The sequence below is a fragment of the Amphritea sp. GJ51-11 genome (assembly GCF_055808735.1).
This window is the reverse complement of record NZ_CM147881.1, coordinates 565,590-586,985: the sequence shown is the minus strand read 5'-3', so window position 1 is coordinate 586,985 and position 21,396 is coordinate 565,590. Positions and strand designations below refer to the sequence as shown.

Sequence of the window (21,396 nt, the reverse complement as noted above, 5' to 3'; positions counted from 1 at the left end):
ACTCAAAGCAATCAACTGTAAAAAACTCCGCTTGCATTTCATCTAGTGAAATATAAAAAACATATATTCCATATTTATTTAATATATTAATTACAAAGACAATAAATAAAAAACTGGAATATTATAATAATGAAACAAACACTTACAATCTCTATTGCTTCGCTTTCCCTTGCCATTACTCTAGCCAGTCATGCTCAAGCCTCCGAGCCTGAATTCCCAATGCCTAAACTAACCCTATTCTCTAGTTTAGGTGCTGTTGCTGTTGAGGATAAAGATTTCGATCCAGAAGCCTTCGAACTCGAGCTCGGTATCAAAGGGCTTGTTAAACTCGATAGCTTCAAAATGATTTACATGATCAATGCTGATATTTCTGATGCGATCAATAGCAAGGACACTGGCGGTACTGAAGGTGAAGCTGATATTCACATCAAAGATGCCAAAGTTATCATTCCCACCGCATATGGCACCTTTGTCATTGCACCCCGTACAGCCAGTGGTCAACTTAGAGACCTATACAGCAACATCAATATCTTTGAATATAACGAAACCCACTCAGGCAGTGTCGCACCTTCCGGCATGCCCATTTTTAACCAAGCGGCAGAAGCTCAGGATGTGATAGCCTACATAACACCCGCCGTTAATAATATCAAAGTGACCTTCTCATCGATTTCGATTCCAGAAGCGAATGGAGTCGATTCCGATGTGCTCGCGGTGCGGGCGCTGTATGACGATAAAAAACTCAATATTGGCTTCGGTGTTGTCCAAGCGAATCAAGCCCTAGGGGGTAGCAATGAAGATTATACCCGCTACGCCTTAACCGCCGGCTATGATTTTGACCATATCAGCATCGGTGCTACCTATGAATCAAATCAAGACACCTTCGGCTCAGCTGGAGATTTCGACGCTTACGGTGTTGTAGGCCGTTATCATTTGGATGGGGGCCTATCTCTTGCCGCAGGCTACGTAAATAAGGATTCCGATATCAATACAAATGATAATAATGGCGTTGTATTACAGGTAAAGAAATCGTTTAGTCAGCACGTATCCGCTTGGGTTGAAGCCGCAGACTATGATACTTCCCCTGACAATGTCGCGGCGGGTATCAATATTCAATTCTAATGAAATAAAGGACTAGCTGACATTAGAAGCCCCCTTCGTTTCTAAAGTCAGCTGAACATTGCCACCTGTCCACTCTTGACCGGTGGCTTTTTATTCCCTGAACGAAATAGACCTCTCTCGCTTAACGCGATCAACTGTGAACTCATCCCTTGCCACCCTCTCAACTTAGCCGACCTCAGGAATAAACTCCCCTCGCCAACGACCCGCTTGCTGCTCTTGTTGCACCACCTCGTAAATCAGTGGAATAACAGCGCGCATTAACGAAGTGCGAGGCCGGTTGGCGGCGGTGGTGATATAAACATCACGTTCCATACCCGGCTCGATAATTTCAAGCGCATGAATTTGCCCCGTTTCCTCTAAGTGATAAAAAGAGGAGGATGGGCTCAATAACATACCGTAGCCATCGGATACATATCGCAGTGTCGTCATCAACTGCCCAAAACCGGGTCGATGCCGTACCTTAACTCCCACCTGCTGCTCATACTGGCGCAACACATAGCCCAACGAATCTTGCCGCCCGGTAACAATCACTTCATGCTTTGCCAATTCGGCAAACGATATACAGCTGCGCTGGCGTAACGGTTTCTGCGAACTAACTTGCGGCGTATCACCCATCGCCAAATACAGTTTCTCTTTAAATAATTGCTCGCGGGTAAGCTGTTTCGTATCGCTACCATCCGGTGATGAGATTGCCAGATCAATCTCGCCACTCAATAGCTGCGAAGACAAGCTATAAGACAGCCCGGCAAAAAGATCCAGCTCTATTTTTGGGTAACGCTGCTCAACCAGCTTCAGCAGCGGCACAGACACCACATTACCAATCGGCTGAGTCATTCCCAAAACTAACCGACCCGCAGGCTCCTGCTCCGACTGACGGATATCTAGCTTGGCCTGATCAACCTGACGCATAATGGACTGCGCATGAGCTTTAAAGAGCTGACCACTTTCGGTTAGCCGCACCCCGCGATAGTCCCGATCAAACAACGAGGTGCCCAGCTCATGCTCCAGATTTTCTAGCTGTAGACTGATACTCGGCTGAGCAATATCAAGCTCACGAGCCGCTGCAGCTATACTGCATAACTCAGCGGTTTTCAGGAAATAGATCAATTGTTTGGTATTCATCATGCCAGCATATAAGAAAAATATTGAACCGACCAATATTTATTATTCTTTTTATTGCGCCAGTTTTGATTAATATATTAACCAACAAGCACACAGCATAAATGTGAGGAAAGCCTATGTCTTTATCTAACCGTTATTATGAACGCCCATCAAGATTCAGCGAAGCCGAGTGGAATGCTCGTATTGACTTAGCGGCGATGTATCGTATTTTTGCGTATATGAAGTGGGACGAATCGATCTACAACCATATTTCGTTGCGCGTTCCCGGTGAGGAAGGACACTTTCTAATCAATCCATTTGGGCTGCACTACAGTGAAGTTACCGCCTCGAACTTAGTTAAAGTCGATGTGAATGGCACCATCGTTGACCATTCTGACTGGCCAATCAATCCAGCAGGCTTTACCTTCCATAGCCAAATCCATGACAAAGTTGCCGACGGCCACTGCGTCATGCACGTACACACAACAGCTACACTGGCGGTTTGCTGCTTAGAAGACGGCCTCTCCTATAGCAACTTTTACTCGGCACAACTTTACAATAAAGTGGCTTATCATGAATTTGAAGGCATCACCGTACACCTCGATGAAGGTGAGCGCATTCTTGCCAGTGCCGGCGATAAACCCGTCCTGATGCTGCGTAATCACGGACCTGTCGTCATTGGTGCAAGCTTAGCTCAAGCATTTTCACTCATGTGGTTGGTCAACCGTGCGTGTGAGGTACAATGTGCGTCAATGGCAATGGGCAAAGTCCGAGAGATTCCTGAAGCAATTGTGAAGAAATGCACTGCGGATTCTCTCAATTTTGACCCTAAATTTGGTGCTGGCGAAGATGTATTCGCCGCCATGAAGCGACTCGTTGAAAAACAGGACCCTTCATTCAAACGTTAATCGAGTACAGGCCCCCTCTATGAAAGTATGCGTATACGGCGCAGGTGCAATCGGTGGACTCATAGCAGCACGACTCAGTGCGGCTAACGCTAACGTATCAGTCATTGCCCGGGGGGCCACACTGCAAGCCTTACAGCAACATGGCGTGGGCCTTTCTGAGCATGATAATACCCGTTTCTATCCGGTGACGGCGGTGTCACAGCCGGATGAACTCGGCATCCAAGATCTCATTATCATTGCGGTTAAACAACCGGCACTCAATCAAATTATCCAAGGTATCAGCCCACTCATTGGCGAACACACACGCGTACTGCTGGCAATGAATGGCGTGCCTTGGTGGTTCTTCGATGGCCTAACTCAGGCCCCCGCTGATAAGACTCTCAAAACAGTCGATCCACAGGGCAATCTACGCCACGTTATCCCCAGTCACCAGGTGATCGGCTGTGTTATTCATGTCGCCGCAGCCGCTATATCACCGGGTGTGATTCGCCTCAATATGGGCAACCACCTTATTATTGGTGAGCCATACGGCATATCCCCAACGACCAACCAGGTCGCAGAACTACTTCAACAAGCCGGCTTTGAGATAACTATATCGCCGCAGATTCAACAGGATATCTGGTTCAAACTACTCGGTAATATGACCATGAATCCGATATCGGCGTTAACGCGCGCGACCGCCGACTGCATCCTCGACGACCCACTGCTTAATCAGTTTTGCTGTAAAGCGATGACCGAAGCCTTAGAGATAGGTAACGCATTAGGCTGCGTCGTTGAACAAACACCCGAAGAAAGAAATGCCGCAACCCGCAAGCTCGGTGCCTTTAAAACATCAATGCTACAGGATGTCGAAGCCGGTCGACCACTGGAATATCAAGCCCTCATAGGTGTTGTCTATGAGATAGCAGAGAAACTCGGTAAACAAACGCCTTATATTGCCGCGCTCTACGGTTTAATCAGACAACTCGATAAGCATCAAGCCAGCAATTCAAACTAATCACGCCACTCCCTCTTCTACTCACGATTACATTAACAACGCTCTGCCGAATAACCCGCTTTTGCAAACGCGGATAAGAGGGTTCCCGGCACAAAAAAAGGGCTGGCAGTTACCTCAATAAAAGAGATAACCGCCAACCCCTCGGTAAAAACGATCGATACGTTTTACCGGCTGTTATTTAGCCAGTGAACGGTACATTTCCAGAGCCGCTTTACCGTCAACATGCTTAGCATTCGCACGTTCAACCCACTCATCTGCCATACCGGCTGTTTTCGCTTCAAATTCAAGAACCATTGGATCTGTTGCGCTCAGCTTATTAACCTTAATGCCGTTTTCTTCTGCGGCAGCATAGCCGTCAAGATCAGCATCCCCCCAGCTTTTACCTGCTAAACGGGATAGTTTCTCACCAGAAACACTCATCAACGCTTGCTGATCTTTCTCACTCAATGCATCGAAGGAATCCGGATTCATAAAGAAACTAAAGGTTGTGGTATACATTCCATCAGGGAAAGCGGTCAGGTATTTTGATACCTCAGCCACACGCAGATATTTCAGATCAAGCACCGGTAAGAAAACACCTTCAACAACACCTTGCTGCATCATCTCGTAGATCTTAGGTGCTGGCGCGCCAACCTGAGTCACTTCTAATATATCCCCTACTTCATTAACGACACCGCCGCCAATGCGCATTTTCTTATCTTTTAGATCCGCGAGGGAGTTCACGGGGAAAGTGGTATGCAGCTGACCTGGACCATGTACAAACAAGCCCAACAGCTTCAGACCATCATATTCGTTGGCCGCATTAAAATACTTTTGCTGTACCTTCCATAATGCAACGGACGCTTTTTCAGCATCAGGGCTCTCGCCAGGTAGCTCAGCAATATTACCCAATGCAAAACGACCCGGGACATAACCGTTAACGGTAAAGCTCGCATCGATTACCTGATCTTCTACCAAGTCAAACATCGACTTAGGATGGCCTAGGCCATATTCCAGTTCGACTTTCACACGTCCTTCAGTGGCTTCTTCAACCCACTTCGCCCAAGTAGGCCAAACAACGGCGTTTTGGGGAGCGGTTGGAGGCAACCAAGTACCCACTTTAAGCGTCGTCACCGCCGCAGCATTGAAAGACATAAACATGCCAGCACAAACACCGGCGGTTGCTAGCAACTTTGTTATTTTTTTCATTTTTTCAGTTTCCTGATTGATTACACGTTGAGCAAACCCCGCCGTCACAAAACTCACATTGGGATCTTTCCATAAATGTAGCTGTTTAGACTTCTGCTTGATAACAACCAGAATCGACTCTCATATTTTTCGGGCCAAGTATCATTATCATCACCGCGAATGCGATACATTCTATGATTTGTTGACATTCTAAACAATACATACTAATTAACATATTAACAAAAAGACTATACATAAGAATACAAAGTAATGTAGGCCCCCTCAATATTTTTCCTATAGGCAAAACATGGTCATTATTACTTTCAAAAGTTATCGATATACGAAACACTCAACATCATCAACCTACCAAGGAAACCGCTATTATGCATACAGTACCGACGCTAAAACATTTTGCCGAATTAAAGGTGAAGGTCGATACTCCTCAAGAAATTGGCCATGCTCAACATGGGCAACGACGGGTCATTCCTATTACGGGAGGTACTGTGGAAGGTCATGGGTGGTCCGGCAAAGTACTCTCAGGCGGGGCCGACTATCAGCTCATCCTCACTCCTCGCATGGCGAACCTCGATGCCCATTACGTCTTAGAGTTAAACAGCGGTGAGCGTATCTATGTGCACAACCGTGCGATTCGCGTAGCAGAACCGGAAATAACGGCGCGCTTGATCAAAGGGGAGCCGGTTGATCCTTCAGAAATCTATTTTAGATGCAGCCCAACATTTGAAACCGACTCCCCCTCCTTAAAATGGATCTGTGAACGGATGTTTATCGGCACCGGCATTCGCAGGCCCGATCTCGTCGAAATGCACTTCTTTGAAGTGTTATAAAAACCACAAAAAAGGCTCGCATGTGCGAGCCTTTTTCAGAGGGAAAGAAAAAGCGTTAAGCCTTCTCAATCAACACTTTACAAACGGCTGGAACCCGGCTCAAACTTACCTGTTACCGATGCCTGAGGGCCTGGCACGGCAGAACCATCCTGCTCCGTCACAGGGAAGACACAGTTAATCTGACCAGTACCTGAACTACCAAAATACGGTGTCAGGATCTCAGACTTACCTTCATAATCAGACCACCCCAATGCGCCCAGCATCATTGCGGTATCATGCATAAAGCCTTCACCATGACCTTTAGCGGCATATTCAGGCAGCATCTCGCAGAAGGTTTTCCAATCACCCCGCTGCCACATTTCAACCACTTCTTTATCCAGCGTCTCGAGGAACGGACTCCAGATTTTATTGGCAAACTCGGGCGCCTGACCATTCTGAGCAAAGCGGTGTGAAAGAGAGCCACTGGCAAAAATAGCCACCGTACCATCGTAATGCTTTTCAATCGCTTCACGCATCGCCCAACCGAGACGAGCTGAGTCATTGAGATAATGAACAGTACACAGCGCCGATACCGAAATCACTTTAAAGTGACGGTCTTCGTTCATATAACGCATAGGTACCAATGTGCCATACTCAGGCGCTAGAGAGGTCGCATCATGAGCCAGAGTTTCAACACCCTGCAGGTTACATTCTTCTGCCAATATCTTGCCTAACTCAGGATTACCATCGTACTCATACTCCATATTAGAGATAAAGTGCGGCAGTTCACCACTGGTATAATTACCTTTAAAATGAGGTCCACAATTGATGTGGTAGTTAGCATTCACTAACCAGTGGGTATCAAATACGACAATGGTATCAACCCCGAGTTCTCGACAGCGCTTACCGATTTCGATATGACCATCAATGGCCGATTGACGAGTACCTTTCTGCGGACCGTCTAGCTCAGACAGATACATACTTGGAACATGTGTAATCTTAGCTACGAGCGCCAGTTTGCCCATCTCACTATCCTCTTATTTTATTGCTGCAGGCGATTCCTGAACCCATCAAACCGTTATCGATTCGACCTACCAGTATAGGCTGCTTTCATTCGAGCGATTCCACCAGCCATTAGCGGCGGTTGGATACCTAGCTCAGTTATAATTAACATCTTAACTAATATTACCCTATTTTCACAAGTATAAATATCTCAATTGTCTATTCTTTACTCACCGCGTTCTAACCTTCGCCGTAAAGAAAGCCTCTCTTCATACCCCCAGAGAGGCATCACCCATATCATTCTATGAACCATCATTAATGGCGCATCCCCGCTGCCTGAACTATGGTTCAGACAACAACTCCATCACGGTAAGATCAAGAATATTAAGCCGGCGCTGGCATTAACGGCTAAAGGATCGCTTGAATGAATACCGAACACTCCGCAACACCTGCAGGCCCTACGGCATTAACCGAGATGGATCCAGCATTAGCTGCGTCTTTATTGGCTCAGGAAACACCCGATGAGATTCGTCATACACTCAATCAGCTTCCCAATGACTGCGCGCTCGATATAGCGGCCCACCTCGCCGACCATACGCCAACGGAGAACAACCCCACGGAACCTCTTGAAGGTATCGACGGCACCATCGCCCCCTTAATGGTCGAGCCCTTTGGCATTTTATCGCCGGATGATACTGTTGCCAGCGCCCTCGCTTATATTGTAAAAATGCCACCATCGATCACCATCACTTACCTCTATGTCACCGACGACAGCAATATACTGCTTGGCGTGTTGGCCATGCGCGATCTACTGCTCGCTAGTCCAGGGCAAACACTAGAGCAGATCATGACACCACAACCGTTTCGTTTCACCCCAGAGGTGCGCATGCCAGAAGCGGTGAACGCCGCTCTGGCCAGACGACACCGCCTCTACCCCGTCACCGATGAAAAAGGGGTATTGCTAGGGCTCATCTATGGCTGGCGATTATTTGAATATGTCGCCACCGAGATCAGTGCCCAAGCGGGTGCAATGGTCGGTGTAGATAAAGAGGAGCGCATATCAACCCCCATCCTTAAAGCCTTTCGGATGCGCCACCCTTGGTTACAAATCAACCTTCTAACCGCCTTTGCTGCGGCCTTTGTTGTCGGAATGTTTGAAGACACCATCGCGCGTATCGTTGTCCTCGCGGTTTTTTTACCCGTGCTGGCAGGCCAAAGTGGTAACACCGGCTGCCAAGCCCTAGCGATCACTTTACGAGGTATGACATTGGGTGAGCTTCGCGACATGCCTCTGACTAAAATATTAAGAAAAGAAGTCATTCTCGGCGCGATGAATGGCTTCTTCGTGGGTTTAGTTGCCGCTTTAGCCATGTGGGTCTACGCCACCCTGAGCAACACTGGCGACCCAGCAACCCTTGCCTTAGTTATTCTTATCGCAATGATAGGTGCCTGTATCGGCAGTGGTATTTTTGGCGTACTGGTACCGCTGACCTTAAGGAAATGGGGCGCCGACCCCGCCATGGCTAGTAGTATTTTTCTCACCACCTTCACCGATGTGCTGGGGATGGGGCTTATGCTATTACTGGCAACCAATCTGTTAATGTAGCCGTGTGCCGATAGTGTTGCCTATCCTCTTGCCGACCGATTTTGGCGAGACCAAATCTATTTATTAAGATTATTGAATAAATTTAGCTAAAACATTTGCCAAGGGGGTGGGTGCTCTGTATTATACGCCCCACGTTGATGCGGGGTGGAGCAGCCTGGTAGCTCGTCGGGCTCATAACCCGAAGGTCGTCAGTTCAAATCTGGCCCCCGCTACCAACGTAATAATTAAAGGTGTATCGAAAGATATGCCTTTTTTTGTGCCTGGAATTTGAGAATACATCGATCATTGTAAGAAAGGCGTCGGGCTCGGCTCTTTATAAACACTCGGGAAGGTCGTCAGTTCCAACTTAGCCCCCGCTACCACAACGGAAGATTAGGCTAACCGAAGGGTTGGCTTTTTTTTCGTCTGAAATTTGAGAATGCATCGATCATTGTAAGAAAAGCGTCGGGCTCGACTCTTTATAAACGCTCGGGAAGGTCATCTGTTCCAACTTAGCCCCCGCTACCAACGTAATAATTAAAGGTGTATCGAAAGATATGCCTTTTTTTGTGCCTGAAATTTGAGAATACATCGATCATTGTAAGAAAAGCGTCGGGCTCGACTCTTTATAAACGCTCGGGAAGGTCGTCAGTTCAAATCTGGCCCCCGCTACCAACGTAATAATTAAAGGTGTATCGAAAGATATGCCTTTTTTTGTGCCTGAAATTTGAGAATACATCGATCATTGTAAGAAAGGCGTCGAGCTCGGCTCTTTATAAACGCCTGGGAAGGTCGTCAGTTCCAACTTAGCCCCCGCTACCACAACGAAAAATCAGGCTAATCGAAAGGTTGGCTTTTTTTCGTCTGAAATTTGAGAATGCATCGATCATTGTAAGAAAGGCGTCGGGCTCGACCCTCTATAAACACTCGGGAAGGTCATCAGTTCAAACTTAGCCCCCGCTACCAACGTAATAATTAAAGGTGTATCGAAAGATATGCCTTTTTTTGTGCCTGAAATTTGAGAATACATCGATCATTGTAAGAAAGGCGTCGGGCTCGGCTCTTTATAAACGCCTGGGAAGGTCGTCAGTTCCAACTTAGCCCCCGCTACCACAACGGAAGATCAGGCTAACCGAAGGGTTGGCTTTTTTTTCGTCTGAAATTTGAGAATACATCGATCATTGTAAGAAAGGCGTCGGGCTCGACTCTTTATAAACGCCTGGGAAGGTCATCAGTTCCAACTTAGCCCGCTACCACAACGGAAAAATAAGCTCATCGAGAACCGGCTTGCTTAGCCTGAAATAAAACAAGAAACGCCTCCGATTCGATTCTTTAATAAGCACCCTGATAAAGTAGTTAACTCAGCATGACACCGCGATAAAAACAGCGATTCTGTAAAAATGAATATCCTCTAAAATCAAAAAAACTTCAGTACAAACTTCTAAGCGCTAAAAATGCTGATCATCAGCGATATCCGTTGAATTTCAACGAAAGCCGGGAGTTATCTCAAATTACCAAAACAGGATAATTTCCTGCATCTATCGCTTTTTACAACTTTAATTTTAAATATTAGCCATATCACAGATCATTTTCTTGGTTGACTTGCCCCACAACCCGGACTAATGTTTAGCTCAAGTGCACCTCAGAAGGGTGACACTAGAGCCTAAAATACCAACCGGCTTATCCCCGGTAAAATAAAAACAATATATAGACCTAGCTGTGATCCAGCGAAGGCTAAAGGTAATCACCATGAATAACCGCCACTCTGTTCGGCGCACCCTGCTGTGCCAATCTGCGTTACCTTTTGCAATAACCTACTCCAACGCATCTTTCGCTGCGCGAAAACCGATTATCCATCATCGACATAGTTTGCCGTCTAGCATCTGATCCATCATTGATCTGTTGACCTATTTTCTGATTCGTTCTGTAACGAAACACAGACCTGTGCCGTTCAGAACCTGGAGCCATCCGCATGACAAATTCTGTTTCTTTACAAGATAAGTGGGACAAGCAATCGGGCCGAGTATATATCACCGGTAGCCAAGCGTTAGCTCGACTGCCGATGTTGCAAGCCGCGCGCGATAAAAAAGCAGGCCACAACACCGCTGGTTTTATTTCTGGTTACCGGGGATCGCCATTAGGCAACTTTGACAAAACACTGTGGCAGATACGCGACCACTTAGAAGCCGCAAATATCGTCTTTCAACCGGGGGTAAATGAAGACCTCGGCGCAACGGCGGTCTGGGGATCACAACAGGTTAACGTCTTTGAAGGTGCTCGTTACGATGGCGTGTTCGGCCTCTGGTATGGCAAAGGCCCCGGTGTCGATCGTACTGGCGATGTGCTGAAACATGCCAATGCCTTCGGTACCTCTCAGTACGGTGGTGTGCTAGCGATTGCCGGCGATGATCATGCCTGCAAATCATCGACCCTACCACACCAAAGCGATTACGCTTTTATGGATGCGATGATCCCGGTGCTTTATCCTGCCGGAATCCAAGAGATGCTGGATTACGGTCTCTACGGTTGGGCAATGTCACGCTACAGCGGCTGCTGGGTTGGTTTAAAAGCGCTGGCAGAAGTGATGGATTCAGCGATCTCAGCGAATCTCGATCATGATCGCTTAGCCATCAATACTCCTGATGATTTCGAGCTACCCGCCGACGGCCTTAATGCCCGCTGGCCCGACAAACCCATGCAGCAGGAAGAGCGCCTACATCGCTATAAAATTCGTGCCGCACAAGCATTTTGCCGCCATAATCGATTAGATAAAATTATTATTGATACCCCGCAGCCTCGTTTTGGCATTGTCACCACCGGCAAATCCTATCTGGATGTCTTACAAGCATTGGAAGACCTGGGTATCAGCCACCAGCAAGCCGCCGAACTCGGCATCCGCCTGTATAAAGTGGCGATGCCATGGCCGCTAGAACCCGAAGGCATCTATGAGTTTGCCGATGGTTTAGATGAAATTCTGGTCATTGAAGAGAAGCGCGGTCTTATCGAAGACCAGCTCAAAGAACACCTCTATAGCTGGCAAGATCGTGCTCAAACGACCCGCCCGACCATTGTCGGCAAAAAAGATACGCTTGGTAATGAGCTACTGACCAGCCTCAGCGAACTCACCCCCGCGATGATTGCGCGTGCCATTGCCGCCCGTATCGCACCGTTTTATAACAGTGAACAAGTTACTCAGCGGCTCGCCTTCCTGACAGAGAAAGAATATGAACTGTCACAGCCTCGGGCACTATTAGAGCGTACGCCTCACTTTTGCTCTGGCTGTCCGCACAACACCTCGACCGTCGTACCCGAAGGCAGCCGCGCGCTAGGCGGAATCGGTTGTCATTATATGGCCACGTGGATGGATCGCGGCACCGATACGTTTACCCAAATGGGCGGCGAAGGCGCAACTTGGATAGGCCAAGCCCCCTTTACCGACAACAATCATGTATTCCAAAACCTCGGCGATGGTACCTATTTCCACTCAGGCTTATTAGCCATCAGAGCCGCGATCGCCTCTAAGGCCAATATCACCTATAAGGTGCTATACAACGATGCCGTCGCCATGACGGGCGGCCAACCGATCGATGGTCAGCTCACCGTACAACAGATTACCCACCAGCTCTATGGCGAAGGGGTGCACCGCATCGCCGTTGTCAGTGATGAACCGGATAAATACCCTAGCCGTTCAGCCTTTGCTGAAGGCGTTACTTTTCACCATCGAGATGACTTACAACAGGTTCAGCTAGAACTACGTGACATTCCCGGCTGTACCGCGATGGTCTACGATCAGACCTGTGCCGCCGAAAAACGTCGTCGCCGCAAGCGCGGAGAGTTAAGCGATCCGCAAAAACGAGTCGTTATTAATCAGGATGTCTGCGAAGGCTGTGGCGATTGCGGCGTGCAATCTAACTGTCTATCGTTACTGCCCAAAGAAACCAGCCGTGGTCGTAAGCGGGCGATCGATCAATCCGCCTGTAATAAAGACTTCAGTTGTGTGCGTGGTTTTTGCCCCAGTTTTGTCACTGTCAAGGGCGGCAAGCTGCGCAAACCGGAACCTTTAGGCAAGCTCAGCAGCTTCCCTGAACTGCCCACCCCACAGCTTCCTCAATGCTCTACGCCCTACAATATTCTACTCACCGGCGTTGGTGGCACCGGCGTTGTCACCGTGAGCGCCCTGCTCGGAATGGCAGCACATATCGAAGGTAAAGGTGCTGGGGTATTGGATCAGATCGGTCTAGCCCAGAAGTTTGGCGCCGTCATGAGTCACATACGTATTGCCGATACGCAGGAGCAGATTCATACCGTGCGCATTCCTGCGGGCGAGGCAGACTTACTCATCGGCTTTGATTTGATGGTCGGCGCGAGTGAAGAGGCACTGGGTAAACTCGACCGCGCACGCAGCCAAGTGGTCATCAACACCCATGAAACCATGCCCGCTGCGTTTACCCGAGATCCGGATGTGCAGGTGCCCAATGCAGCGATGGAACAGGTTATCCGTAATACCGCTAAGCCACAGAGCAGTTTCTGCCTCGATGCCACCACCCTCGCCACCAATCTACTCGGTGATGGTATGGCGGTTAACCTTTTCTGCATCGGTTATGCTTGGCAACAAGGGTTGATTCCACTCACACTGGCATCTATCGAACAGGCGATCGAACTGAACGGTGTTGCCGCCGATGCCAATAAACAAGCACTGTTATGGGGACGTCGTGCCGCCCATAATCTGCAACAAGTTGAGCAGATCGCCACCCCAGCAACCAATATCGAGCCAGTCAAAATGATGCCAGGACTCGATGAACTGGTCAGCCTGGAAACTGAGCACCTGCAACAGTATCAAAATGCCGCACTGGCAAAACGCTATGCAACGCTGGTCAAACAGGTCAGTGATGCTGAAAAAACACTGGGAAAAGGCCACTCACTGAGTCTAGCCGTGGCTGAAAACTATGCCAAAGTGCTCGCCTATAAAGATGAATATGAAGTGGCGCGCTTACTCACGTCTGCCGATTTCAGGCAGCAGCTAGAAAGCCAGTTTGAAGGCGATTTCAAACTCGAATTTAATCTAGCACCACCACTGATATCACGTATTAATAGCGCCACAGGGCGACCTAAAAAACGCACCTTCAGCGAAAAGATTCTACCGCTGTTCCGTCTGCTGGCGCGCGCCAAAACCTTGCGAGGTACACCGCTGGATATCTTTAGTTACAGCGCTGACCGTCGCCTTGAACGACGCTTAATCCGTGAATATGAACAGGATATCGCCGCCATCATGAACAATCTTAGTGTTGATAACCTTCAAGATGCCGTTGAACTGGCGAGACTGCCCGCCGTTATTCGTGGCTATGGTCCGGTGAAAGATGCCGCCTACGAAAAAGCACAGCAGACACGTCAGCAACTATTAGGACGCATTCGCCAACTGGACAGCACACAGTCACAGGTCGCGGTTTAAACATCAACACTCAGCAGCTTCAGGAAAACCGTTATGTCTGTTTTTAGTCATACCGAATTTGATAACCACGAACAGGTAGTCTTCTGCCACGATAAGATAACCGGCCTAAAAGCCATTATCGCTATCCATAATACCCATCGCGGCCCAGCGCTAGGTGGCTGTCGCATGTGGAACTACCGCTCGGACGCGGAAGCCCTCAACGACGTACTGCGCCTATCCCGGGGAATGACCTATAAATCAGCCCTCGCCAACCTAGATCTCGGCGGCGGTAAATCCGTCATTATCGGCGATCCGCGCCAGCATAAAACGGCGGATCTGTTAGCCGCGATGGGGCGTTTTCTTGAACGCACTGGGCATCAGTATATTGCCGCTGAAGACTCGGGAACCTCTGTCGCCGACCTGCAAGTCATGGCACAACATACCCACAACGTGGCCGGTATCACCGCGCACTTAGGTATCGATGGTCAACCGAGTAACGGCGATCCTTCACCTGCCACTGCCTATGGCACCTTTATCGGTTTAAAAACGGCGGTGCGCCATCAACTAGGCCGCACTGAACTGAACGGCCTTCAAGTCGCCATTCAAGGAATCGGTAATGTCGGTTATCGGCTGGCAGAATATCTACACCACGCTGGCGCAGAACTCTATGTCACCGATATCCACCCAGATCAGGTACAACGGGCGGTGCAGCAGTTTGGCGCTACCCCAGTGGCACAAAGTGAAATTTTATCATTGGATGTGGATGTTATTGCGCCCTGTGCACTCGGCGCAATCCTCAACGATGACACTATTCCACAGATCAAAGCCCGTGTTATAGCAGGAGCAGCCAACAATCAATTGGCCGCACCGCGCCATGATCAGATGTTACGTGAACGGGGCATTCTCTATGCACCCGATTATGTGCTGAATGCCGGAGGTATCATCGATATTTTCTATGATCGTATCGGCCATGATCACAACAAAGTGCGTGCTCATATCGAAACGATTGACGACACTCTCAGCGAGATTTTCAATCGCGCCAACGAACAACAACGCCCCACCGGTGAGATTGCGAATACCCTAGCGGAAGAGCGCTTCAAAAAGTAACCACGCTCTCCGCTTCTACCTAGCCCATCATTGATGGGCTAGTTTTTCTGCCTAACAAATCATATCGGGTAATACCGAATGACCAAACGGCCTAAGCACCTCACTATCACGACAGCTTACAACAACGCCTTCAAGGCCACCCGATACGCCCGCAACATCATTCAGTTCGACTTAAAATAAGTGCCTTTCCCTTAGCCAATCAAATCTCGGCGATCGCTTCCAACGATTCAGGTAAAATCTGACCGCCATCAACAATGATCTGCTGACCGGTAATATACGCCGCTTCTTTAGAGGCAAAGAACAGTGCCGCATTAGCAATATCCGCCACTGTTCCCAACCGCTTCAGTGGAATAGACGCAGCCATGGTATCCAGATAATCCTGCCCTAATCCCTGCAAACCCTCCGTATAGATATTGCCAGGCATTACCGCATTGATGGTGGTGTTATAGCGTGACAGTTCCATCGCGGCGGTTTTCATAAAGCCCAACTGCCCAGCTTTTGATGCGCCATAATGAGACCAACCAGGAAACCCAGTGACAGGACCCGTAATGGATGAAGTAACCACCACTCGACCCTCTCCAGCTTTTTCAAAATAAGGGATTGCTGCTTTCACCGTCAGAAATGTGCTTTTCAAATTAGTCGACATCACATGATCCCAATCGTCCGGGTTCATATCGGCAATTTTCACCTGTGGAAAAATACCGGCATTAGCACAAACGATATCGACACTACCAAACACCTCAGCAGTCTTAGCGAACATCGCTTCAACCTGGCTCCATTCAGACATATCGCAACAACAGTAGTCGGCCTCGCCGCCTGCCGCCACAATCTCTTTAACGGCGCTTACCGCGTCGGCTTCTCCACGAGCAACGACCATCACCTTTGCCCCTTGTGCGGCAAAAACGTGAGCAATGCCTTTACCAATGCCTTTCGATGCACCGGTTACAATACAGGTTTTCCCTGCAATAGAAGTTAACATATCACTCATCTCCTTAAGGGGTATTTGTCTTTTTAAAACGTGCTAAAAACGCCGGCACAGAGGGCGCTATCAGTGCAATCGCTAACACCAAGGCGGAAGAAAGTACCGTCAAGATACCGACCGTCGGCACCAGCGGTGAATAACCAGACACCATCTTGGCGTATAACCATTCCGGCAACGTTGAATCCGCCCCCGTGGTAAATAACGATAGCGGGAAATTCCCCCAACTCAGTAGAAAAGCAAACAATCCTGCTGAAATAACACCCGGCATCAACAAAGGAATTGTAACCTCCCTCATGATCTGAAATGTTGAGCAGCCCATATCACGCGCAGCTTCTTCCAGTGTCGGATCAAAACTAAACGCCCTGATCGAGATAATTAGTGTTGCGATTGGTGAGATCCAAACAAGATGCGCAATCACCGCCGTATGCCAGGTCGGAATCACCTCAAGGGCGTTAAACCACATCAACAGAGCCAAGCCTAAAACGGTTTGGGGAAAGAAAATCGGCAGCAGAATCAGTTTCTGATAAAGCTTCCTAAAACGCCAATGGTAACGGGCAAACGCCAGTGCGCCAAAGAACCCCACGACCATACTAATAATGGTTACGATGCCGGCAACCTGTAACGAGATACGTAACAATTCAGTCACCGTATCACTTTGCAATGCTGCGCCATACCACTTGGTGTCATACGCACGAATAGGGAACGAGAGATAACGCCCTTTCGATATAGAAGCAAAAAACACCGCAATTAATGGTAGGTAAAGAAACACCAGTGCCGCTATACCGTAAACCAATAATGCTCGATTTGTTCGTGATGACTGAGCCATTAGCGCTTACCTCCCATAATCGTATCCAGATCGACACGGCTAACCACCCACAATGACAACCCACCAATCAGCGTAATAAGCAGCATTGATAAAGCGGACCCTAGGGGCCAGTTTTGCCCATAGGTGAAGGCAGTTTCAATTTCATCGGCGATCACAATCACCGCCTGCCCGCCCAACAGCTTTGATTCAGCCAGTGCACCAGCGGCCAATACAAAGGTGAGTAACGCACCAACCACAATGCCAGGTGCGGCCAGCGGTAAATCAATCTCCCAAAAAATCCGTACGCGGCTAGCACCTAAATCTGCTGCCGCCTGACGAGCATCATCGGGCACCATCGAAATACCCTGCGCCAGAGGAAATAGCATAAAGGGAAAGTAAACATAGACGAGACCAAAAACGATGATGGGCACATTATACAGCAGTCCATCAAAGCCAAGCCCAAACCAATGGCGCAGATAGCCTTCAACCAGCCCACCTTTCATGAGTGTCAGCACCCAACCAAACATGCGGATATTTTCAGAGACAAACAGCGTCATCACCACACCAATGGTTAGCACAAGCGTGAACTTTTTAAACACTTTGGCCATGGCAAAGGCTAACGGCCAACAAATAATAAGCAAACATAACGTCGCCGCAAACGCCATTCCTAAAGACCACGCCAGCGATTTCCAATAACCCTGTTTAAAAATCTCTGCGTAGGCTGAGAAATCCGGCATATTAGCCAGTGAGAAGACTTTCTCCGGCATAATAGAAAAAGCTGCCACCACGCCTAAAGGCGCCAAAAATGACAAGGTTAACAGCACTATAATCGGCAACGCACACAAGGCACCTAAGCGTTGATCTAAACGTTGCATTAGACCCTCTCCCTAATCAAGTGACTGTGGTTGGCGCTCCAGCCTAATGTGACCTCATCATTCAGCGCTCCCTGATACATATCATCACGCAGAGCCTCAACAATTAAGCGCTTACCATGAGGGGTGTGGACCTCATACTGAATGCGTGAACCAAGATTAAAGTCGGCTGTAATTGTTCCCTGTATTTTAAGGTCGGCATCACCATCCGCACTGATAAATTTTACATTTTCTGGGCGCACCATAAGTGCCCCCACCTCATCCTGTAAACTCAGCGAACTAGCTGCCGCCTTAGAGATCTGAAGTTCATCTGCCGCTGAATGGCCGATATCAAACAAATTTACATCACCCATAAACTCGGCAACAAAACGGCTGACAGGCTGAGTATAAATTTCATCGGCAGGCGCTATTTGCTCAAATTCACCTTTGCGCATAATCGCGATACGATCACTCATACCCATCGCTTCTTCAAGGCTATGAGTAATATAGATAAAGGTTTTGCCGGTACGGGCATGAAGATCTTTTAACTCTTTCTCTAATGTCTTACGTAGCCGGTAATCCAATGCCGATAGCGGCTCATCAAAAAAGAGTATTTCAGGATCAAACGCCAATGCCCGCGCTAAAGCCACCCGCTGCTTCTCTCCGCCGGAACATTGATTGACACCTTTTTCATAGTAATCTTGAGGTAAGCGCAACAGATCTAATAATTCTAAGGCGCGTTGCTTACGCTCTGCCGCATTAACCCCTTTAATCTTTAAAGGAAACTCAATATTCTGCCCCACCGTCATATGGGGAAACAGCGCTAATGATTGAAATACCATACAGGTGGGCCGCTTATTAGCTGGCACTGTATCGATGCGTTTATTACGCAACCAGATGGTACCTTCGTTTGCTTCATCCATCCCCACCAGCAACCGAATCAGGGTTGTTTTACCACTGCCAGAAGGTCCGACGATGGCTAAAAACTCCCCCTCTTTCACATCAAGGTCGATACTATTGAGGGCCGTAAACTCACCAAATTTTTTATACAACCCAGCAATGCTTAAAATCGGTAATGCCTTCATTGATTCTCATCCAAACTATAAACATGTCATAACCGTTGCGCGTGAAGTTTCCGGCCTCAACCGAACCGGCAGCCTTAAACTATTACAGACTTAGCTAATGATTTAAGGTTGCCGGCATAGCATCAAGCCCGTTTCACGGCGTTATAAATGGTGATCAGTTCGTCATATGACGCCACTTTGTCATACTCAACCGATAGCGACATCTCCTCTTCAATAGTGTCCCATTGGATCGCATCCAGCTCCTCAGCAGACCACAAACTAAATACCTTCGGGTCACCCATCTGGCTTACTGGGTTATAGGTGCCTTCGGCAAAACCGACGGCTTTAGCAATTTCTGGTTGTTGCACAAACTCAAGAAAGTCTTCCGCCAAGGTTGTTGGCTTAGGGTTGTTCACCAAAGAGGTCAACTCAATCCAAGCAACGCCGCCTTTACCGTCAATCGGGCCTGATTTCGGCGTAATGGCGCGAATATTTGACAAACCATCGAGGCGAGCAGGGCTAGCGGTATAGGTCCCGCCGGTGAAGTATGCGTCAATTTCACCATTCACCAGTGCTGTATTCATCGCCACTAAGTCATCTGATAGCAGCTTAGCGCCACCGAAGATGGTTTCAGCGGTCTCTTTAAAGGCAACAAAATCGGCCTCTTTTAGAGGTTTAAACGGATTCACGCCCGCCGTAATACACATATGAATGACGTTCCAATTATCATAGGTAAGAACGCCATATCGACCTTTCATACTCGGGTCAAGAAACAGGTTCCAGCCCTCTTCTTCAGCGGTTTTCTGGCTTATTTTGTCGGTATTGACAACAAAGGAGAAAGGACCATAACGTTGCGGCATCCCAATCAACTCACCATCGTCAGCAAACGCCAATGGATAAGGTTCTTTAAAAGCAGGGGCCATCTTGTCAAAGTAAGGCATAAAGCGTTCTTTATTAAGCGGCTTAATCAAGCCAGCAGGGTAAAGCTGAGCCCGAGCCCAAGGCTGGTTAACGTTAATCAGATCCCAGACATTAACCTCTCCGGCACGTAACTTATTAATCATATCGGGGTCGGATGTCCCACTCTCTGCGCGGATAGTTGCCCCCGGGTTGAGCCGACGAAACGGTCCCAAAACCTCATCCGTGTTGTAACCTTCCCAACAAAGAATGTTCAGGTGATCACTCTCAGCTGCATTCAAATGCCCAAAAGGATTACCCAGTGCAGCCATACCGGCTGAAGCCGCCAATGCTTTGGCGAAATCACGTCTAGAAAGTTTCATTGTCTATCCCTCTTATCAATTCTCAGGATTCAAATGCAATGGGTTACACTGCAACAAATCAGGCTACATTTTGATCAAGTACACACAAATTGCATCAATAATTGTTGTAAGTCAAACATTTTATGTTTAACCTTCAACAACAATAATCAAACAATAGCCCCAGGAGAAACCCTTTATGAGTGGTTTATATGACGATCAATTACTAGATGAGCTGCTTCGTGGGACTCAGAGCTTGGTCGGTGAATGGGGTTTATCTAACCAGACTGAAGTACGACTATTAACCATCTCGGAAAATATGACCTGCCTAGCCTATGACCCAACACAAGATAAGCAGCTCATACTACGGGTTCATCGCCCGGGCTATCACACCCGAGAGGAGATTCAGTCAGAACTGTTATGGATTAATGATCTAAGACAGCAAGAGATTGTAGACACGCCTAAGCCCATCGCTACACAGGCGGGGACCGCCATTGCTTCATTTAGCACTAACAATGAAATACGCGATGTGGTTGCCTTCAGCTTTATGTCGGGAAAAGAACCCTCCACCGACTCCGAGCTCATCAATGGCTTTCAGCAACTGGGGAGCATTAGCGCCAAGCTGCACAATCATTCACAAAACTGGGTTCGGCCAGTTACCTTTGTCCGCAAAACGTGGAACTTCGACACCATGTTAGGTGCCAGCCCATTATGGGGTGATTGGCGCGCCGCTGCTGGCCTGACTGACTCCGGCCGACAAACTATCGAAGAAGCCTGCTTGATTATCCGCCATCAACTCGAAGCATACGGCATGGGAGATCGTCGCTTTGGCCTAGTACATGCCGATTTGCGGCTAGCCAACCTACTGGTCGACGGTAACCGCTTAGGAGTGATTGACTTCGATGATTGCGGCCTCAGTTGGTTTATGTATGACTTTGCTGCAGCCATCAGTTTTATAGAGGACGATCCTCTTGTACCCAGCCTGCAATCAGCCTGGATTCAAGGTTATCGTGATCACCGCCCGCTTTCAGCCGTCGATGAAGCGATGTTTCCAACCTTTATTCTTTTACGCCGCGTGTTGTTAACAGCCTGGCTCGCCAGTCATAGTGAAACACCTACAGCCCAAGAGCTGGGTACCGAATTCACTGCTGTCACCGTCAATATGGCGGCACAATACATCTCTAGTCATCAATAGTGGTA

General features: G+C 48.3%; 16 protein-coding genes and 1 tRNA gene. 9 read left to right on the top strand and 8 right to left on the bottom strand.

The window, feature by feature from the left end; translation table 11 throughout:
• Window positions 1–129: 129 nt before the first annotated feature.
• Window positions 130–1,119, top strand: a complete 990-nt coding sequence (locus tag AC0L4K_RS02535) for a porin (protein ID WP_473268077.1) — start codon at window positions 130–132, stop codon at window positions 1,117–1,119.
• Window positions 1,120–1,284: 165 nt separating this feature from the next.
• Here the strand turns inward: AC0L4K_RS02535 and AC0L4K_RS02530 are convergent, their stop codons facing one another.
• Complete coding sequence (locus AC0L4K_RS02530; RefSeq protein ID WP_473268076.1) at window positions 1,285–2,244, bottom strand: LysR family transcriptional regulator; 960 nt, start codon at window positions 2,242–2,244, stop codon at window positions 1,285–1,287.
• Window positions 2,245–2,357: 113 nt separating this feature from the next.
• Between AC0L4K_RS02530 and AC0L4K_RS02525 the strand changes: the two genes are divergently transcribed.
• Both AC0L4K_RS02525 and AC0L4K_RS02520 read left to right on the top strand, forming a co-directional pair.
• A complete protein-coding gene (locus tag AC0L4K_RS02525) occupies window positions 2,358–3,128 on the top strand; it encodes a class II aldolase/adducin family protein (RefSeq protein WP_417224822.1) in 771 nt (256 codons plus the stop codon).
• Between the two features lie 19 nt (window positions 3,129–3,147).
• A complete protein-coding gene (locus AC0L4K_RS02520) occupies window positions 3,148–4,125 on the top strand; it encodes a 2-dehydropantoate 2-reductase (protein WP_473268075.1) in 978 nt (325 codons plus the stop codon).
• A 174-nt stretch (window positions 4,126–4,299) separates the two neighbouring features.
• On the opposite strand, the gene AC0L4K_RS02515 is transcribed toward AC0L4K_RS02520, so the two are convergent.
• Window positions 4,300–5,313: a TRAP transporter substrate-binding protein gene (locus tag AC0L4K_RS02515; RefSeq protein ID WP_417224826.1), complete on the bottom strand. Its 1,014-nt coding sequence runs from the start codon at window positions 5,311–5,313 to the stop codon at window positions 4,300–4,302.
• A 362-nt stretch (window positions 5,314–5,675) separates the two neighbouring features.
• Here AC0L4K_RS02515 and AC0L4K_RS02510 point away from each other — a divergent pair, with 362 nt between their 5' ends.
• Entirely contained in the window at window positions 5,676–6,137 is a 462-nt protein-coding gene (locus AC0L4K_RS02510; protein ID WP_473268074.1) for a DUF3237 domain-containing protein, read from the top strand.
• A gap of 77 nt (window positions 6,138–6,214) precedes the next feature.
• Here AC0L4K_RS02510 and hpaD read toward each other — a convergent pair whose 3' ends face one another.
• Window positions 6,215–7,141, bottom strand: a complete 927-nt coding sequence (gene hpaD, locus AC0L4K_RS02505; protein ID WP_417224830.1) for a 3,4-dihydroxyphenylacetate 2,3-dioxygenase — start codon at window positions 7,139–7,141, stop codon at window positions 6,215–6,217.
• Between the two features lie 401 nt (window positions 7,142–7,542).
• Here hpaD and AC0L4K_RS02500 point away from each other — a divergent pair, with 401 nt between their 5' ends.
• From AC0L4K_RS02500 to AC0L4K_RS02485, 4 genes are all read left to right on the top strand, one after another.
• The gene (locus AC0L4K_RS02500; protein ID WP_417224832.1) at window positions 7,543–8,724 is read left to right on the top strand and encodes a magnesium transporter; all 1,182 of its coding nucleotides are present in this window, start codon (window positions 7,543–7,545) and stop codon (window positions 8,722–8,724) included.
• Between the two features lie 138 nt (window positions 8,725–8,862).
• Window positions 8,863–8,939: transfer RNA gene (locus AC0L4K_RS02495), tRNA-Met, on the top strand.
• Between the two features lie 1,736 nt (window positions 8,940–10,675).
• Complete coding sequence (locus AC0L4K_RS02490; protein WP_473268073.1) at window positions 10,676–14,152, top strand: indolepyruvate ferredoxin oxidoreductase family protein; 3,477 nt, start codon at window positions 10,676–10,678, stop codon at window positions 14,150–14,152.
• A 33-nt stretch (window positions 14,153–14,185) separates the two neighbouring features.
• Window positions 14,186–15,238 (top strand): Glu/Leu/Phe/Val dehydrogenase dimerization domain-containing protein, encoded by a 1,053-nt coding sequence (locus AC0L4K_RS02485; RefSeq protein ID WP_473268072.1) that lies wholly within the window; start codon window positions 14,186–14,188, stop codon window positions 15,236–15,238.
• A 199-nt stretch (window positions 15,239–15,437) separates the two neighbouring features.
• Here AC0L4K_RS02485 and fabG read toward each other — a convergent pair whose 3' ends face one another.
• From fabG to AC0L4K_RS02460, 5 genes are all read right to left on the bottom strand, one after another.
• A complete protein-coding gene (gene fabG, locus AC0L4K_RS02480) occupies window positions 15,438–16,217 on the bottom strand; it encodes a 3-oxoacyl-ACP reductase FabG (protein ID WP_473268071.1) in 780 nt (259 codons plus the stop codon).
• Between the two features lie 13 nt (window positions 16,218–16,230).
• Window positions 16,231–17,046 (bottom strand): ABC transporter permease, encoded by an 816-nt coding sequence (locus AC0L4K_RS02475; protein ID WP_473268070.1) that lies wholly within the window; start codon window positions 17,044–17,046, stop codon window positions 16,231–16,233.
• The gene (locus AC0L4K_RS02470) at window positions 17,046–17,900 is read right to left on the bottom strand and encodes an ABC transporter permease (RefSeq protein WP_473268069.1); all 855 of its coding nucleotides are present in this window, start codon (window positions 17,898–17,900) and stop codon (window positions 17,046–17,048) included. Before AC0L4K_RS02470 ends, AC0L4K_RS02475 begins: the two co-directional genes overlap by 1 nt.
• The gene (locus AC0L4K_RS02465) at window positions 17,900–18,961 is read right to left on the bottom strand and encodes an ABC transporter ATP-binding protein (RefSeq protein WP_473268068.1); all 1,062 of its coding nucleotides are present in this window, start codon (window positions 18,959–18,961) and stop codon (window positions 17,900–17,902) included. The genes AC0L4K_RS02470 and AC0L4K_RS02465 overlap by 1 nt, the downstream gene beginning before the upstream one ends.
• Window positions 18,962–19,083: 122 nt before the next feature.
• Window positions 19,084–20,220, bottom strand: coding sequence for an ABC transporter substrate-binding protein (locus tag AC0L4K_RS02460; RefSeq protein WP_473268067.1), 1,137 nt, complete (start codon window positions 20,218–20,220; stop codon window positions 19,084–19,086).
• A 175-nt stretch (window positions 20,221–20,395) separates the two neighbouring features.
• On the opposite strand from AC0L4K_RS02460, the gene AC0L4K_RS02455 reads away from it, so the two are divergent.
• Window positions 20,396–21,391 (top strand): phosphotransferase enzyme family protein, encoded by a 996-nt coding sequence (locus AC0L4K_RS02455; protein ID WP_473268066.1) that lies wholly within the window; start codon window positions 20,396–20,398, stop codon window positions 21,389–21,391.
• Window positions 21,392–21,396 lie beyond the last annotated feature (5 nt).